Genomic DNA, 15,201 nt, shown 5'->3' on the forward strand with positions numbered 1-15,201 from the left:
GCCTGTTCCATCAGCCCCGGCAAGCTGCACGACCCCGACACAGCAAAGGTTACCGCCATGCATCAAGCCGTCATCACCGGCACCGGTCTCTATACGCCGCCGCAAGTCATCAGCAACGAAGAGCTGGTGGCCAGCTTCAATGAATATGTGCGCCTGCAGAATGCGGCCAACGCCGAGCGCATCGCCGCTGGCGAACTGGAGCCCATGGCAGAGAGCTCGGTGGAGTTCATCGAAAAGGCCTCGGGCATCAAGCAACGTCACGTGGTGGATAAGGCCGGCATCCTGGACCCGGAGCGGATGTGTCCGCAGATTGCCCCGCGCGGCAATGAGGAACTGTCGGTCATGGCCGAGATGGCCGTGGCCGCCGCGCGCGAGGCACTGGCCAGGGCAGGCAGGACGGCTGCCGACATTGATGGCGTGATCTGTGCCGCCAGCAATATGCAGCGCGCCTACCCGGCCATGTCGGTCGAGATACAGCAGGCATTGGGCATACAGGGCTGGGCCTTTGATATGAACGTGGCCTGCTCCAGCGCCACCTTTGGGCTGGAACAGGCGGCCAATGCCATCCGTACCGGCAGCGCCCGTGCAGTGCTGATGCTCAACCCGGAAATCTGCTCGGCTCATCTGGAGTGGCGCGACCGTGATTGCCACTTCATTTTTGGCGATGTCTGTACCGCGGTGGTGGTGGAACGTGCTGAACTGGCCCAGGTTAAGGGTTACGAGATACTAGGTACACGCCTGGCCACGGTGTTCTCCAACAATATCCGCAACAATGCCGGCTTCCTGAATCGGGCCGAGGACAAAACAGGCGACCTGCGCGACAAGCTGTTCGTGCAGGAGGGCCGCAAGGTCTTCAAGGAAGTCTGCCCCATGGTGGCCGAGCATATCGCCAGCCACCTGGGCCAATTGGGGCTGGCGCCGGCAGCGGTGCGCCGCTTCTGGCTGCATCAGGCCAATCTCAGCATGAATCTGCTGATTGCCAAACGGCTGCTGGAGCGCGATCCCACGGCCGAGGAAGCGCCGGTGATTCTGGATCGCTATGCCAATACCTCCAGCGCCGGTTCGATTATTGCCTTCCATCTGCATGGCGATCTGCCACCGGGCGAGGTGGGGGTGATATCAAGCTTCGGAGCCGGATATTCGGTCGGAAGCGTTGTAGTAAGGAAGCAATAGGTACAACAGCGGGCTCGCCCCGCTGTTTTCACGTTTACGGCTGTGTTACCGTCTCGCGCCATGCGGAATCGCCGCATTGCCGGGTTGCTGCTTAGGGAAAACCCTAGGGAGTCTCTGGATAAATCTCTCGTAAGGTGTGCCGGGGATTTATCCAGGGGCTTCCCGACCCGGTCTGCAAAACTCACCCACGAGGATGAACTACATGAAGCGTCTTACCGTGTTGTCGTTCGCACTTGCCGCCACCTTTGCCGCCACTGCGGGCCAAGCGGCCGTGCTCAAGTACTGTTCTGAAGGTAGCCCCGAGGGTTTCGACCCCGGTCAGTTCACGTCCGGCACCACGATGGATGCCACTGCACAGGCCATCTACAACCGTCTGGTGCAGTTCGAGCGTGGCGGCACCAAGGTTGTCCCCGCCCTGGCTGAATCCTGGACCATCAGCCCCGATGGCCTGCAGTACACCTTCAAGCTGCGCCGTGGCGTGAAGGTACATACCACCGAATACTTCAAGCCGACGCGCGATTTCAACGCTGACGACATCGTCTTCACCTACGAGCGCATGATCAGCAAGGAGCACCCATTCCGTAAGGCCTATCCAACCGAGTTCCCCTACGCCACCGACATGGGCCTGGATGAGAACATCGCCAAGGTGGAGAAGCTGGACGACCTGACCGTCAAGTTCACCCTGAAGAAGGTGGATGCCCCCTTCCTGCAGAATATCGCCATGGACTTCGCCTCGGTGCTGTCGGCCGAGTACGCCAACCAGCTGCTGAAGGAAGGCAAGCCCACCCAGATCAATACCCTGCCCATCGGCACCGGTCCCTTCGTCTTCAAGAGCTACCAGAAAGACGCTGTGATCCGTTATACGGCCAACAAGCAGTACTGGAACAAGGCTGATATCAAGCTCGATGGCCTGATCTTCGCCATCACCACGGACGGCGCCGTGCGTGCGCAGAAGCTGAAGGCCGGTGAATGCGACCTGATGGCGCATCCCAAGCCGGCCGACCTGGCTGGCCTGAAGGCGGACCCCAAGCTGAAGATGATGAACCAAGCTGGCTTCAATGTCGGCTACCTGGGTTACAACGTTGAGCACAAGCCGCTCGACAACGTTGCGGTGCGCCGTGCGCTGGATATGGCCATCAACAAGAAGGCCATCATCGACGCGGTGTACCAGGGCGCTGGCCAGGTGGCCAGCAACCCCATGCCGCCTACCCAATGGTCCTACAACAAGAACCTGAAGGATGCCGCCTACAACCCCGAGATGGCCAAGGCCATGCTGGCCAAGGCCGGTGTGAAGGATCTGAGCATCACCCTGTGGGCCATGCCGGTGCAACGCCCCTACAACCCCAACGGCAAGCTGATGGCCGAAATGATCCAGGCCGACTGGGCCAAGATCGGCGTCAAGGGCGTGATCACCAGCTACGAGTGGGGTGAGTACCTCAAGCGCGCCAAGAACGGCGAGCACGACACTGTGCTGGTCGGCTGGACTGGCGACAATGGTGATCCGGACAACTGGCTGGGCACGCTGCTCTCCTGCGATGCCGTGGGTGGCAACAACTATTCGCGCTGGTGCAACAAGGAGTTCAACGATGCTGTGGTCAAGGCCAAGCAAGTGAACGACCAGAAGGAACGCACCAAGCTGTACGAAAAGGCCCAGGAAATCTTCAAGCGCGAAGTGCCTTGGACTACCGTTGCCCACTCGACCGTGTATGTGCCGATGAACAAGAAGGTTGAAGGCTTCAAGGTCAGCCCCTTCGGCAATTTCGCCTTCTACGGTGTGTCGATCAAGTAAGCCAACCTCGGCAATCGGGAAAGGACGGGTACGCCCGTCCTTTTTTGCGTAAGACGATGATTACCTGCTGCATACGCATGCACCACGGAGCAAATACGATGAAACTGATCAAATACACGGCTATTGCCCTGGCCCTGGCAACAAGCGCCCAGGCCAAGACCCTGGTCTACTGTTCCGAAGCCTCGCCCGAAGGCTTCGATGGCGGCATGTTTACCGCTGCCGCAACCCATGATGCCTCCACCGAGGCCATCTACAACCGCCTGACCGAGTTTGAGAAAGGCGGCACCAAGGTCGTACCCGCCCTGGCCGAGAAGTGGGAAGCAAGCAAGGACGGCCTGGAGTACACCTTCCATCTGCGCCGTGGCGTGAAGTTCCATACTACCGAGTGGTTCAAGCCTAGCCGTGATTTCAATGCCGATGACGTGCTGTGGACCTTCCAGCGCATGATCGACGACAAGCACCCCGGCGCCAAGGCCAGCCTGCAGGGTTGGCCCTACGCTGCCGATATGGGCTTCCCCACCTTGATCAAAAAGATCGAGAAGCTCGATCCCTACAAGGTCAAGTTCACCCTGAGCAAACCCGAGGCGCCCTTTGTGGCCAACCTGGCCATGGGTTTTGCCGATATCGTGTCGGCCGAGTACGCCATGCAGCTGGACAAGGCAGGCCGCCCGGGCGACATCAGCCTCAAGCCCATCGGCACCGGCCCCTATGTGTTCAAGCGTTACGAGAAGGGCTCGCAGATACGCTACGACGCCAACCCGACCTTCTGGCGCGGCAAGCCCGGCAGCGACAAGCTGATCTTCGCCATCACCGAAGACGGCGCCGTGCGTACCCAGAAGCTCAAGCGCGGCGAGTGCAACTTCATGGTCTATCCCAAGCCGGCTGATATCCCCGGCCTGAAGGCAGACCCCAAGCTGACCGTGCTGCAAACCTCGGCACTGCTGCTGACCTATGTGGCCTTCAATGCCCAGAAGCCCCAGCTCAAGGACAAGCGCGTTCGTCAGGCACTGGCACTGGCATTGGACAAGAACGCCATGATCAAGGCCGTGTGGGAAGGCAACGCCTCGCCCGCCCACCTGCCGCTGCCTTCACGCATGTGGGGCTACAACAAGGCTATCCCTGCCTACAAGACCGATATCGAAAAGGCCAAGAAGCTGCTGAAGGAAGCCGGCTACCCCAATGGCTTCGACATCAATATCCTGGTGCGTAACGGCAGCAGTGGTTCCAATCCCAACCCCAAGCTGGCCGCCGAAATGCTGCAGGCCGACTGGAAAAAGCTGGGCGTCAACGTCAAGGTGACGGTGATGGAGTGGGTGGAACTGCAAAAGCGCACCAAGGCCGGTGAGCACGATGTCACCATCTACGGCTGGGCAGGCGACAATGGCGACCCCGATAACTTCCTGACCCCCAACCTGAGCTGCTCTGCCGCCGAATCGGGCGAGAACCGCTCGCGCTGGTGCAACAAGGAATTCGACAAGCTGATCGACCAGGCCAAGCGGGTAACCGATCTGAAGGAGCGCACCAAGCTGTACGAAGCCGCCCAGAAGATCTTTATCGAAGAAATGCCCTGGGCCACCCTGGTGGAGCCGCTGACGACCGTGGCCTTCCAGAAGAACGTCGTGGGTTTCAAGCCCAGCCCGTTCACCAATAACAACTTCGAAAACGTTTCCGTCAAGTAGACTTGGGGTCTACCACGGCAGATCAAGCGGCGGCCAGTGGCCGCCGTTTTTTTTGGGAGCCCGCGCCATGCAAGCCCGTATCAGCTTCATCACCCTGGGGGTACGCGACCTGGAGCGCGCCCGTCGCTTCTATTGCGAGGTCATAGGCTGGCCGCTCTCGCCCAAGAGCCAGGCCGGTGTGGCTTTCTTCCAGCTCAACGGCTTTGTGCTGGCCTTGTTCCCCGCCGATGCCCTGGCACACGATGCCGGCCTAGCAGGTGAGGGCGGCCATGCCCGTATCGCTCTGGCTTACAATGTGGCGGTGCGGGGCGAGGTCGATAGCTTGCTGCAGGAACTGGCCAGTCGAGGCGCCAATATCACCAAGCCCGCCGAAGATACCTTTTGGGGCGGTCGCAACGGCTATTTCAGCGACCCTGATGGTTTTCTGTGGGAGGTGGCGTGGAACCCCGGAGGTTACCTGGATGCGGAGGGGGATTTCTGGTTTGAGGCACCCGCGGGCAAGATAGCCCGTAGCCACGGCATCGCCGCCGATAAAGCTGGTCATGCCGCCGCGTAGCCAATTACGTAGCCGTGGATTGCCGGTCGGTTTGGACGTGACAGCAAATCAGGCCACTTATGACTGGTGGCCCAGTGAGTACTTATTCTTCCAGGTCGTGGCGGCTAAACAGGACTTCCCAGGTGGTGCCGTCAAACAGCGCCGCCCCATCAGGGCCGGCGGTCAGCATCCACTTCTTGTCCGGGGAGATATCAATGGCGCCGGAGACGAGTTGGACGTTGGCGGGGATGTCTGCCCGTATCAAGTCCTCACCGCGCAGTTCCCACAGGCCGTAGTCCGAACCACACCAGAGCTTGCCCGCGAACCAGGCGATATCCTTCCAAGGTACACTGAAATTGCTGTCGCAGAGCTTGGTCCATTGGTTGCCTTTTCCGACATAGAGGGAGCCCATATTGCCGCCGATGTAGACCTTGCCGTCGTCAGCGCAGCAGACGTTGTAGAGCCTTTCGTTGGATGGAAAGCTGCATTGTGTCCAGTGCTTGCCGTCGTAGTGCCAGACATCGCCAGCACCGCCCACGGTATAGATGTCTGATTCGCTAAAGCCGGCAGCGCTTTTCCAGACATAGTTGCCCATGGTGAAATCGCCATTGGCGTAGGCGGGCGGGATGGGTAGATCCTTGGTGAGGTCTTCCCATTGGCTCACACCTAGGCGCTTATGCATGCGACGCGGGCCGCCGACGGTGTAAGCATGCTGTCCAATCCGAACGACCTGAGTAACCGTGGCGCCCAGCTCTGCGCCTTTCAGTTGTGTCGGATGGCGCTCTTCTTCGTCGCTACGCGGGGGGGTGTAGCCGTAGGTTTGTCCAACTATATCGACCGCAACAAATTCGGATTCTGGTGAGGATGTGTACGCAACACGGGCGAAGTCGAAATAGGGGAATTGCATCCGATAGAAGCGCTTATCCATCGGGCGTTCCATGCGAGCAACAACAATTCTCAACTCTGGCAGAGGGTCGCGGTGAGGGCTGTCAGTCTTTTCGTAGACCAGGAAAACATACCTGTCTTCATAGCCATATGCGCAGTCATATATTGAGAAGCCATTGAAGAAGCGGTCCCAGCGCTCTTTGTCAGCAATTGACATTTAGGATTACCTTTCTGGAAGTTGTAATTTTCTTACAGAGCGCCGTCAGATGTTTTGGGGCCGCCATGGCTTTGTTGCACAACGCAGCTGAAGATTGAGCCTCCCCAAACCCCAGACGGATTCATGCCACACTCACCGTCTGCGGCGTGCCCAGTTGGGTAAAACGGTTCAGCAGTGCGGCGCGAATCTGCAACTCCGCCACCTGCCTCTCGAAGGTACGCGCCTTTACCCGCTCACCCACCAATTTGAAGCAGCGCATCTTGGCTTCGACCAGACTCCGGCGGTGATAACCGCTCCAGCGTTTCCAGATCGCCGGGCCCAGCCGGCGCATTGCGCGCAATGCTTCGTTGCGCACTCCAGCACCAGCTTGATTTGCTTTCCAAGGCCGGCCGTTCTTGCGCACTGGGATGACCGCCTCGGCGCCCCGCTCGGCAATCGCGCGATGGCACTCCTTGGTGTCGTAAGCGCCATCGGTACACACGCTGGCAATGCCCTCTTCAGCCAGAATCTGCCCCAGCAAGTCTGGCAGCACCGGTGCGTCGCCGATGCCGTTCCCCGTGACTTCAATGGCGCGGATTTCCAGAGTTTCGGCGTCAATGCCCAGATGTACCTTGCGCCATTGCCTGCGGTATTCCGCGCCATATTTCTTGCGTTTTCACTCGCCTTCGCCGAGAAACTGGATACCGGTGCTGTCGATCAGCAAATGCAGCCCTGCGGTGCTGCGCCGGGCCGGAATCTGCACCGTCAGCATCTGTTGGCGCCGGCTGAGCGTGCTGTAGTCCGGCACGCGCCAGTCTAGCCCAGCTAGTTTGATCAGCCCTTCTAACAAGCCAATGGCCTGCCGCCATGCTAGGCCGAACAGCACCTTGATCGACAGGCAGAACTGGATGGCGGTATTAGAGAAAGTGGGCTGGCGGCCAGGTTTGCCGCTGGCCGGTGCATACCATTGCATGGCAGGATCAAGCCAGATCAGTAGCGATCCACGAGCTTGAGGGCTGCGTTGTAGTCGCGCCAGTTGGTGGTCTTGTACTGGGCGGGAGCGGGTTTGGTCATGGCCGTAGTTTATCGGCTGGGCTTAGGTGCGAGGAGCTGTGCAACAAAGCCTCGCCAAGCTGCTTGAAGCAACGATCCTGTACCACATGGTGCCGCATTTGGCTGTTTGGATTGTTCTTCTTGTGAGGACATACGCAGCGACGGCCGCCATCATGATGGCGGCCTGGCACGTTTACGTTGTTCCGGTCACTGCGGCTTGTTTTGGGCCTTGCTGTGCTTCCACCTTACCTGACGGTATTGCAGGCTGCGTTGCGCCTCCGCTGTCGCCACGGTACTTTGCGCACGAAGGCAATTAGGCGGGGGTTATACTCCGTTACTCAACAAGGTCGCACTATAGCCTTTGCATCGTAAAAACAGGGCAGCGTGGCGACGCTGTAGCTGGGTGGCCTCCGGATCCGCGAATACGATCTGTGCCCTCTCAGATGTAAGTGTCTGGCCGCCCAGTATGGGGAGTTGCTCTGCGCCAAACGTAGCATGGGACACATAAGTACTCATGGCTGGGCGCAGCTTGAGCGGGTCGGGCCATAAAAGCCCGCTGTCAGGATCTTGCTTGCGGTGTACAGGGATTGCAGGGTCGGAGGCTGGGTCGGGATAGTTACCGGCCTCGTCGGGTTCCCATAGGTCTTCTGCACTGGGTGTGTCCTGCCACAAGGCCGCATGTTGCATGTTGCCGCCAATCGGGTGGCCAGTCAGGTGGGCTAGTACGTCGGCGGCCAGCCGAGCCAGGTTGCTGGCCGGTTCGAGCAGGGCGCTACGTAGCGCGTCGGGTTGGGTATGGGCGTCCACCAGATCAAGCAGATAGGGTACCCACCGGAGATCCCCGGTGTAGCGTATTGCATCCAATGCACAGCGCTGATGGGTGGGTAGACCTAGCGCGTTGCTGAGTGTTCGGAACATCGTGTCGGGCGGGAGCAGTTGCGCCAGCACGGCTAGCGCATGTCTGCTCCTTGGCTGTTCAGGGTGCTCTGACGCCCACTTGCCCAGCAAGGGAGCACCATCGACATAGCCTAGCAGGCAGCGAGATATGGCAGCCCAATAGCGACAATCGGCATCAGCTTCCTGCAGTGGATCCATGGCTGGCACCAGGGTTTCGCCAAGCATGGTACGACCTAGCTCACCCACGCAGCGCATGGCATGGGCACGCACAAGTGGATGGGTATCCTGCAGCCAAGCGGTCAGCACGGTATCGCTGAGGCTTTCATGTTTTGCAGCGGCGGCAAGGGTGATGTAGCGTTGAATGGGGTCGGCAGATTGTTGCCAGAGATTGGACAGAAGGTTGATTGCTGGCAAGCCCAACCAACTAGCTGCCAGTGCCAGCCCCTTAGCTACTTCCCTCTCGCCCGTTTCTGCAAACTGATTCGTGGCTAATTGCGCCATCGCATCGAGTAGTGCCTGTGTCGGCGCACTTGCAGCCAAGGCGGTCTCCAAAGCCAGTACGCCGCTTACAAAGGCTTCATCCGCAGTACGCCATTTTTGGGTGCGCGAGAAGGTGGCTTGCCAGCCTGCACCATTAGATGGGGTGCAGGCCTGGCACTCCTGCTGTGCAACCCGCAAGCCTTCCAGGTTGGCTTCCACCAAATGGCTAAATCGTTTCAGTGTGGCGATATCCTGCTGAGCGCTGAACTGTCCCTCCTGGCAGCGCGCCCAATAAAAGGCGGCATCCTCGGCGTGGCGTGCAACAAGATGTTTCACTACGGACATTACAATCAACTTTCTGAGTTCAGGCTAGCTAGACGTAGCTGGTCAATGGATCAAGGGGGCACCTCAAAAGGTTTGCTCCCGTGCCGCTATCGATATCTAATCGATGGCAGTCCAGGCCGCCTGTGGCTGACGGCCTGCAAATACTTAGTCTTCAAGGTCGTGGCGGCTGAACAGGACTTCCCAGTTGGTGCCATCAAATAAGGCCGCCCCATCACGGCCGGCCGTCAGCATCCACTTGCTGTCGGGGGAGATATCAATGGCGCCAGAGACGAGTTGGACGTTGGCGGGGATATTTGCACGTACCAGTTCCTTGTCTTGCAGGACCCAAAGGCCGTAATCTGAACCACACCAGAGCTTGCCCGCAAACCAGGCGATGTCTTTCCAAGGCACGCTGAAATTGCTGTCGCTGAGCTTGGTCCATTGGTTGCCTTTCCCGACGTAGAGGGAGCCCATATTGCCACCGATATAGACGTTGCCGTCGTCAGCGCAGCAGACGTTGTAGAGCCTTTCGTTGGATGGAAAGCTGCATTGCGTCCAGTGCTTGCCATCGTAGTGCCAGACATCGCCAGCACCGCCCACGGTATAGATGTCGGATTCGCTAAAACCGGCAGCGCTCTTCCAGACATAGTCGCCCATAGTGACATCGCCGTTAGCATAGGCAAGCGGAATGGGGAGGTCTTGAGTCATGTTTTCCCATTGATTCATGCCTAGGCGCTTGTGCATGCGACGCGGTCCGCCGACAGTGTAGGCATGCTGTCCGATGCGAACGATTTGCGTGACGGTGGCACGTAGCTCGGTTCCTGCCAAGCCGATTGGGTGCGGTGCTTCCTCGCGCGTACCAAGGGCATTGAATGAGTAAATCAAGCCGCCGAGATCAGCTGCGACGATTTCTGTTTGATCACCTTTGTAAAAGGCCATGCGTGCGAAATCAAAATTGCCAAACTCATCGTAAGAAAAGCGCTCAGCCATGTCTTTTTTAAGACTGACTGACAGGACACGCATCCGCGGCCAAGGGTCACGGTGTGGAGTCTCCTGAATTTCGTACCCTAGCAACCAGAAACGGGTAGCGGTGCTGATTGCACAGTCGTAGAACGAGAAGCCTGAACCGAATCTTTCCCAAGTTTTTGCGTCGAACATAATTAACCATCCATGTCTGTGTTTACTGTACCGTCGCCGGTTTTCGGTCCGCCATTTGGCATGCCGTCATGTGGGACAACCTTGGCATCCTTTAGCTTCTCTGGGCAGGGTTTGTTTCCGCCGCAGGTATACATCTTGCAATAGGCTTCATCCAATTGCGCTTCCAGACAGTCGGCATCGCAACCGTAGGCGACGCTAATTTCCTTGGCAAGCAGGCTCCGGGCTTTGGTGTAATCCATAGTCGGACTGCTCTTGAACGGTGCAAGCAACGTTGAGGTCGCGCTGTGGACTAGACCGTGCGAGCCGCTGGTATTGTCGGTACCTTCCAGGCAGATGGTCGGGGCTGGGCCTTCCTTGTATTTGTCCCAGCACTTTGCATTTGCCTTGTGATCACGCGGCATATCGCTGGCCGTGAGTTTGGACTTATCTTTCTTGCCACCGTAGGATTTCTTCCAGGTCTCGAAGGCCTTCGCCTGTTCTTGCTTATCAGCACTGCGGAACATGGCATCAGGCAAAAGGTGGTGGCCTGTTTGACCTGGGCAGCAGCCCTTGCCTAGCCAGCCATTATCTTTATCTGCCTTATTGTAGGGAACCAAGGCACATTTACGGGCACGCAAGCAAGGGTTGGCCGCGCCATAGGCACCCTGAACGGCTGCCATGACTTCACGCTCAGCTTTTTTCTTCTCATCGGCGCTCATGGTGCCGTATTTCTTGAGCTTATCTTCGTAATCCTTGAATGCTTTGGTAACGTTGTCTGACTCTTTTTTGAGGTTGTCGACGGTTTTCTTTAGGTCAGCCAATTCATCCTTCATGGTGCTGACCGTTGTGGCAATCTCATATCCCGTTGCTGCAACATCTACTGCGGTCAGTACCCAGCCGACTACAGGTATCCAACCCGTCAGGCCGCGCCTTACAGCCATCTTTGTCAGCTTCTTTGCCGCGAACTCGGCGATCTCCTTTTCCATCTTGGCGATCACATCGTTCTTGAGCTGATCTGAAGCCTTCTTCATCAGGCTACCCAAGTCCCCAAAATCCTTCTTCCAGTCCTCAAAATTGTCGCCGGGATGGACCATAAGCGGACCGCAATGATCCATGACCCAATTACCGGCCTTATCGACCTTCCCTTGCTTGTCCTTAGGTACACCCTTGCCACGCTTGGCCCTGTCCTTGTGATCGTCAGGCGCGCAACGCTTGGCGATCTGTTCGTAGTCTTTTTTGCATGGGTTAGAAGGGTCGGCATTGGACATGTAATGCATGGGAGGGGTATTGGCCGGGCTGTTGTGGTTGTGCGTCACCATGTCCAGATGGCGGGTAACGGCCAGGCCTTCGACAAATACGTTGGGACTCCAGCCTATGAAGCGGCATTTGCCCTGGACGCTGGTTGAGACGACACCGCGCTTGAGCCCCTGGGTAGCGGCTTCATCACCGTAACTGGTGGCAAAGTAACTCTTGTCCTCCATGCAGACTTCCATACCCTTGATGGCTACTGTCTTGGAGCCCTTGGTAATGTCACTGGCTTTGCAGCTATTCATGTAGGGCACGGGCACGCCGGGCATGGGGGCGCCGGGCGAGAAGCAGGTATCCGTGGCGAGATTCGACGAACCCGATGCACTTTTGGCACAGATCTCGTTGTTGTTGGCGAAGACGTTGTGGGACATGACGGCGGATTCTCGATTCTGTGGCTCAGGCAGCGGTCACGACTACAGCAGCTCGGGGTGTATGCGCACTACTGAGGTGGACGAGCGTGTGGGGGCCGGTGGCCCATTGCTTGCGCACCTGGTCAAGGGTGACGACGAGGGTGAGTGGTCCCATGGCGGCACCGATGTGGCCGACGCGGTTCATTAGGGTGAAAAATCCGTAGCCCTCCGGTGAGCGCTGCCGTAGTAGCCGGGTCCAGGCGAAGCTGGCTTCTTCAAAGAAGTAGCTTTCGGCTGTGGCGTCAGAGAGCCGGGTGTGCATGTCGTGGGCTCCGAGGCCGGCTTCGTCTAGCGCTTGCCGGATGGCGGCCGCCAGGCCTTGGCCTCGGCTGGGTTTTTGCTCGAGCAGGGTTTCGGTCTCTTGGGCTATACCAAGGCCGCGCACGACTAGGTTGCCGCTGGGGGCTGTGATATTGCTGCGCTCGCCAATAATGAATAGGCTGGCACATGCTTCGCCGGGGATGAAACCGTCGCTATTGTTCTGGGCAAGGAGTCGGCGCTGTTGGAGGCCTGCGAGGATGTCGCTGGTGTTGAGCAGGCTATCCAGGCCGACAATCAAGACCGCGTGAACGCCACTTTGATTCGGGTCGGCCAGGAGCTCGCGGCTGTATTTAAGTGCTACAGCGAGCCCAGGGGTTCCGATCTGCGTGATGCGGCTGGCGTCGTGGAAGTGCTCGCCGAGCGTGGCCTGACAGGCATCAAAGACTTCACGCAGGCTTTCGGCAGTGATGCCTGGCCGGCTGCTTTCGGGGCCGACTAGTAGCAGAGCCGTCTGGGCGGCGTTGAAGCCTTGTACCTGCTGCAGGCATTCGCGCACGGCGCGTACGAACATAGCGGCGAGCTTATCTGGCCCACCTTGTACGGCATCCTCGTCGCTGCCAAGCAGGGCGTGCGCAGGCACTGTGGCGCCGAGCAGCGGAGCTCCTTGTCCGTCGACGAAGTGCGTTTCGCGAAAGTTATTGAGGCAGGCGCGAATGGCGGCGCAGGTACTGGCGGCGCTCAAGCCCAGTGGCGTGACAGCGCCGCTGGCGATAATAGTCAGCTTTGTATGGTTACTCATGCATGCTCGCTGCGGGGTGTGCTGTCATCGGGTATGGAGTCGTCTTCCTCCAGTGCTTCGGTGACGGGAGCCAGGTCCTTGTCGTCTGTTTCGATACCGTGGCAGCCACAGTCTTCCGCACCGTAGACGCGGCTCTTCCACCAGCGTTTGCAGACGTTGCCGGCGGCCAGCGTGTGGATTTCTTGCAGATTGCGCTTGAGCGGATGGCAGGCACGCCAGACGACTTCGAGCACCATGGCATCGGTATCGAAGATCAGGGTGTCGACGACGGTGTGGAGCGGGATGGGCCGACGCTCGCGCGTCAGTGCGACCATGGGCAGGCGTAGACGTGGCAAGGTAATGACCTTGAGGCCGCCACCAAGCGTCAGGTTGAGCAGTGCTATCTGCTCACCACCGGTTGGATAAGGCATTTGCTGGTCCGGTGGCGCGCTCTGATAGAAGCGCTCGTCGAAATCCTTGGGCAGGAGAGGGAAGACCTCCTCCTGCCACCGTTGATCATAGGTGCCGGCGTAGCGTAGCCGGGGGGGGCAGTTGCGGGCAATCGGGCCTAGCGACACAGCCTTGTAACGTCCGTCGGGCGCACTGATCTCCTCGTCCATGGCTTCGAGGTTGGGTGCGTAGGTGTCAGCCAAGAGACCTTGGAATGCGCCTTTGGCATAACCGCGGCCGACGAGATTGTCGGGGTAGCTTAGGTAATCGTCCGGGGAGGAGGAGCCAATTTGCTCAGGTGTATACATGCCACCGAAAGCATTACCGTAAGTGATTGGGAGTTGAACGAACGGCTCCGGTGAGCCCGGTGTCCAGTAGCTGCCTAGCTTGCGTTGCCAGGGGCGGTTGCCGACGACGCGTAATACCTTGTGGATAGGACCGATGCGTAGACCGGCTTCAAGTATCTTGACAGGCTTGCCTTCGGGTGAGTGGGCAGCACCTTTGAACAGTACATCGCAAGCGGCTTTGCGAAAGGTGTAGTCAGATTCGAACAAAGGGGCACTCAGACCGGGCTCTCCTTCGTGCACGTCACTCATGCGCAGTGGGCGTTGTTTGGCGGCGAGGGTCAGCTTTCCGTCGGCGTCGGGTTCGAGCTGCCAAGTGCTTTTGGCCACGGCTACGAGCCATGGGCGGCCGTCTTTATCGAGTACCTGGTCGACGCTCAGGGCGTAGCGGGTGCCGTTGATCAGGTCCATATCGGTTATCCCGTCAGTTGATCTGCACGGCAGCGCCCTTGATGCGCTGGGTGCCGGTGGAGTGATTCGAGATATAGTCACCGCGTAGCAGAATCTGGCCGTCTGCAGTAAGGGTGACGCTGGCGCGACCGCAGGCGAGGGTGATGGATTCTTTGGCTTCAATGCTGACGTGTTGGCCATCGACGATGACATCATGCAGGGTCGTGGTCGCGGGCTCCGCTTTCCAGATTAAGCCAAGCACGAGTGCTTGGCTGTCGCCGTGCAGTGTGATTGCAGCCGTGCGACCGATATCTGCAGCTTGCAGTGGGACCAAGCTGGCTGCGGTGATAGGCTGAGCACCAGGGAGCGAGAGTGTGGCTTGGCTACCATCAAATGCGATCAGCGTGGCGAGCATGACGCTGCCTTGCGGTGGGGCGAGCGTAGCAGCTGGCCGTTGCAGTAGGGAGTCTAAGGGGGTACCTGATGTGGATTGGCCAGTGCACTGGGCGGTGTGGGGCACGGACATGCCTGTCTCCTTAACCATTCTGCTTGATGTTCTTGCCATGCATGACAATATCGGCCTTGGCTTCGACTTGTATTTCGGCACTGGCCATGACATTGATGTCCTTGCCATTGATTGTGATGGTACCGTCCCCTTTCATGGTCATGACGCTCTTGCCGACTTTAAGGGTGATGGTGTCTTCGTCCATATGGATCGAGCTTGCACCGGCAACGGTGAGATCGTATGCATCACCTACCGTAATCGCCTTGGTCAATCCCACCTGTTCCTTCTGCCAGGCCGCCACCACCGTATTCATGAACGCCCCCACATTCAGGCTGTAGGCCGCCCCCACGTTCGTCATCTTCGCCAGGCCCACGTTCTCCATCGACGCCAATGCCACCGCCTCGGTCTTGGCCTTGCCCACCGTGATGCTCAGGTTGTCGCCGATATCGTCGGTCTTGTTGCTGCCTATGCTGATCGTCTCGTTGTCGCCCACCGTCACGCTGCGGTTTTCACCGATGCTGATGGTCTCGTTCTTGCCCACATCCTCCGTGCGGTTGTCGCCAATCGAGATCTTCTCGTTGTGGTCCACCCGCTCGGTGCGGTCGTT

Annotated in this window: 12 protein-coding genes and 1 pseudogene; 4 read left to right on the forward strand and 9 right to left on the reverse strand. The window is 58.6% G+C overall.

The window, feature by feature from the left end:
- Positions 1 to 57: 57 nt before the first annotated feature.
- The 4 genes from QWZ03_RS13160 (at position 58) to QWZ03_RS13175 (ending at position 5,197) form a co-directional block, all read left to right on the forward strand.
- Positions 58 to 1,173: a beta-ketoacyl-ACP synthase III gene (locus tag QWZ03_RS13160; protein ID WP_290333140.1), complete on the forward strand. Its 1,116-nt coding sequence runs from the start codon at positions 58 to 60 to the stop codon at positions 1,171 to 1,173.
- Between the two features lie 193 nt (positions 1,174 to 1,366).
- The gene (locus QWZ03_RS13165) at positions 1,367 to 2,962 is read left to right on the forward strand and encodes an ABC transporter substrate-binding protein (RefSeq protein ID WP_373322419.1); all 1,596 of its coding nucleotides are present in this window, start codon (positions 1,367 to 1,369) and stop codon (positions 2,960 to 2,962) included.
- A gap of 98 nt (positions 2,963 to 3,060) precedes the next feature.
- Positions 3,061 to 4,641: an ABC transporter substrate-binding protein gene (locus QWZ03_RS13170; protein WP_290333142.1), complete on the forward strand. Its 1,581-nt coding sequence runs from the start codon at positions 3,061 to 3,063 to the stop codon at positions 4,639 to 4,641.
- Positions 4,642 to 4,708: 67 nt separating this feature from the next.
- Positions 4,709 to 5,197, forward strand: coding sequence for a VOC family protein (locus QWZ03_RS13175; protein ID WP_308447564.1), 489 nt, complete (start codon positions 4,709 to 4,711; stop codon positions 5,195 to 5,197).
- Positions 5,198 to 5,279: 82 nt separating this feature from the next.
- Here the strand turns inward: QWZ03_RS13175 and QWZ03_RS13180 are convergent, their stop codons facing one another.
- The 9 genes and pseudogenes from QWZ03_RS13180 to QWZ03_RS13220 form a co-directional block, all read right to left on the reverse strand.
- Positions 5,280 to 6,278 carry a hypothetical protein gene (locus QWZ03_RS13180; protein WP_290333143.1) on the reverse strand — a complete coding sequence of 333 codons (999 nt, stop codon included), beginning with the start codon at positions 6,276 to 6,278 and terminating at the stop codon, positions 5,280 to 5,282.
- Between the two features lie 121 nt (positions 6,279 to 6,399).
- Positions 6,400 to 7,331, reverse strand: a pseudogene (locus QWZ03_RS13185) (IS5 family transposase).
- A 303-nt stretch (positions 7,332 to 7,634) separates the two neighbouring features.
- The gene (locus QWZ03_RS13190) at positions 7,635 to 9,032 is read right to left on the reverse strand and encodes a hypothetical protein (protein ID WP_290333144.1); all 1,398 of its coding nucleotides are present in this window, start codon (positions 9,030 to 9,032) and stop codon (positions 7,635 to 7,637) included.
- Positions 9,033 to 9,176: 144 nt separating this feature from the next.
- A complete protein-coding gene (locus QWZ03_RS13195) occupies positions 9,177 to 10,169 on the reverse strand; it encodes a hypothetical protein (RefSeq protein ID WP_284198339.1) in 993 nt (330 codons plus the stop codon).
- 2 nt (positions 10,170 to 10,171) lie between these two features.
- On the reverse strand, positions 10,172 to 11,827 hold the full coding sequence (locus QWZ03_RS13200; RefSeq protein WP_290333145.1) for a PAAR-like domain-containing protein: 1,656 nt from the start codon (positions 11,825 to 11,827) through the stop codon (positions 10,172 to 10,174).
- A gap of 25 nt (positions 11,828 to 11,852) precedes the next feature.
- Entirely contained in the window at positions 11,853 to 12,926 is a 1,074-nt protein-coding gene (locus QWZ03_RS13205) for a hypothetical protein (protein ID WP_284198341.1), read from the reverse strand.
- A complete protein-coding gene (locus QWZ03_RS13210) occupies positions 12,923 to 14,110 on the reverse strand; it encodes a DUF2169 family type VI secretion system accessory protein (RefSeq protein WP_284198342.1) in 1,188 nt (395 codons plus the stop codon). Before QWZ03_RS13210 ends, QWZ03_RS13205 begins: the two co-directional genes overlap by 4 nt.
- Before the next feature lie 13 nt (positions 14,111 to 14,123).
- Positions 14,124 to 14,504: a hypothetical protein gene (locus QWZ03_RS13215; RefSeq protein WP_284198343.1), complete on the reverse strand. Its 381-nt coding sequence runs from the start codon at positions 14,502 to 14,504 to the stop codon at positions 14,124 to 14,126.
- 121 nt (positions 14,505 to 14,625) lie between these two features.
- Positions 14,626 to 15,201 (reverse strand): bacteriophage T4 gp5 trimerization domain-containing protein (locus tag QWZ03_RS13220; RefSeq protein WP_441302638.1); only part of this gene is annotated, 576 nt, incomplete at its 5' end.

Origin of the sequence: Chitinimonas viridis (assembly GCF_030409555.1) — a bacterium.
GTDB classification, from domain to species: Bacteria; Pseudomonadota; Gammaproteobacteria; order Burkholderiales; family Chitinimonadaceae; genus Chitinimonas; species Chitinimonas viridis.

Excerpts from the sequence above, each read along its gene's own strand:
- QWZ03_RS13160 (WP_290333140.1), top strand. The coding sequence starts at position 58 with ATGCATCAAGCCGTCATCACCGGCACCGGTCTCTATACGCCGCCGCAA.
- QWZ03_RS13165 (WP_373322419.1), top strand. The coding sequence starts at position 1,367 with ATGAACTACATGAAGCGTCTTACCGTGTTGTCGTTCGCACTTGCCGCC.
- QWZ03_RS13170 (WP_290333142.1), top strand. The coding sequence starts at position 3,061 with ATGAAACTGATCAAATACACGGCTATTGCCCTGGCCCTGGCAACAAGC.
- QWZ03_RS13175 (WP_308447564.1), top strand. The coding sequence starts at position 4,709 with ATGCAAGCCCGTATCAGCTTCATCACCCTGGGGGTACGCGACCTGGAG.
- QWZ03_RS13180 (WP_290333143.1), bottom strand. The coding sequence starts at position 6,278 with ATGTCAATTGCTGACAAAGAGCGCTGGGACCGCTTCTTCAATGGCTTC.
- QWZ03_RS13190 (WP_290333144.1), bottom strand. The coding sequence starts at position 9,032 with ATGTCCGTAGTGAAACATCTTGTTGCACGCCACGCCGAGGATGCCGCC.
- QWZ03_RS13195 (WP_284198339.1), bottom strand. The coding sequence starts at position 10,169 with ATGTTCGACGCAAAAACTTGGGAAAGATTCGGTTCAGGCTTCTCGTTC.
- QWZ03_RS13200 (WP_290333145.1), bottom strand. The coding sequence starts at position 11,827 with ATGTCCCACAACGTCTTCGCCAACAACAACGAGATCTGTGCCAAAAGT.
- QWZ03_RS13205 (WP_284198341.1), bottom strand. The coding sequence starts at position 12,926 with ATGAGTAACCATACAAAGCTGACTATTATCGCCAGCGGCGCTGTCACG.
- QWZ03_RS13210 (WP_284198342.1), bottom strand. The coding sequence starts at position 14,110 with ATGGACCTGATCAACGGCACCCGCTACGCCCTGAGCGTCGACCAGGTA.
- QWZ03_RS13215 (WP_284198343.1), bottom strand. The coding sequence starts at position 14,504 with ATGCTCGCCACGCTGATCGCATTTGATGGTAGCCAAGCCACACTCTCG.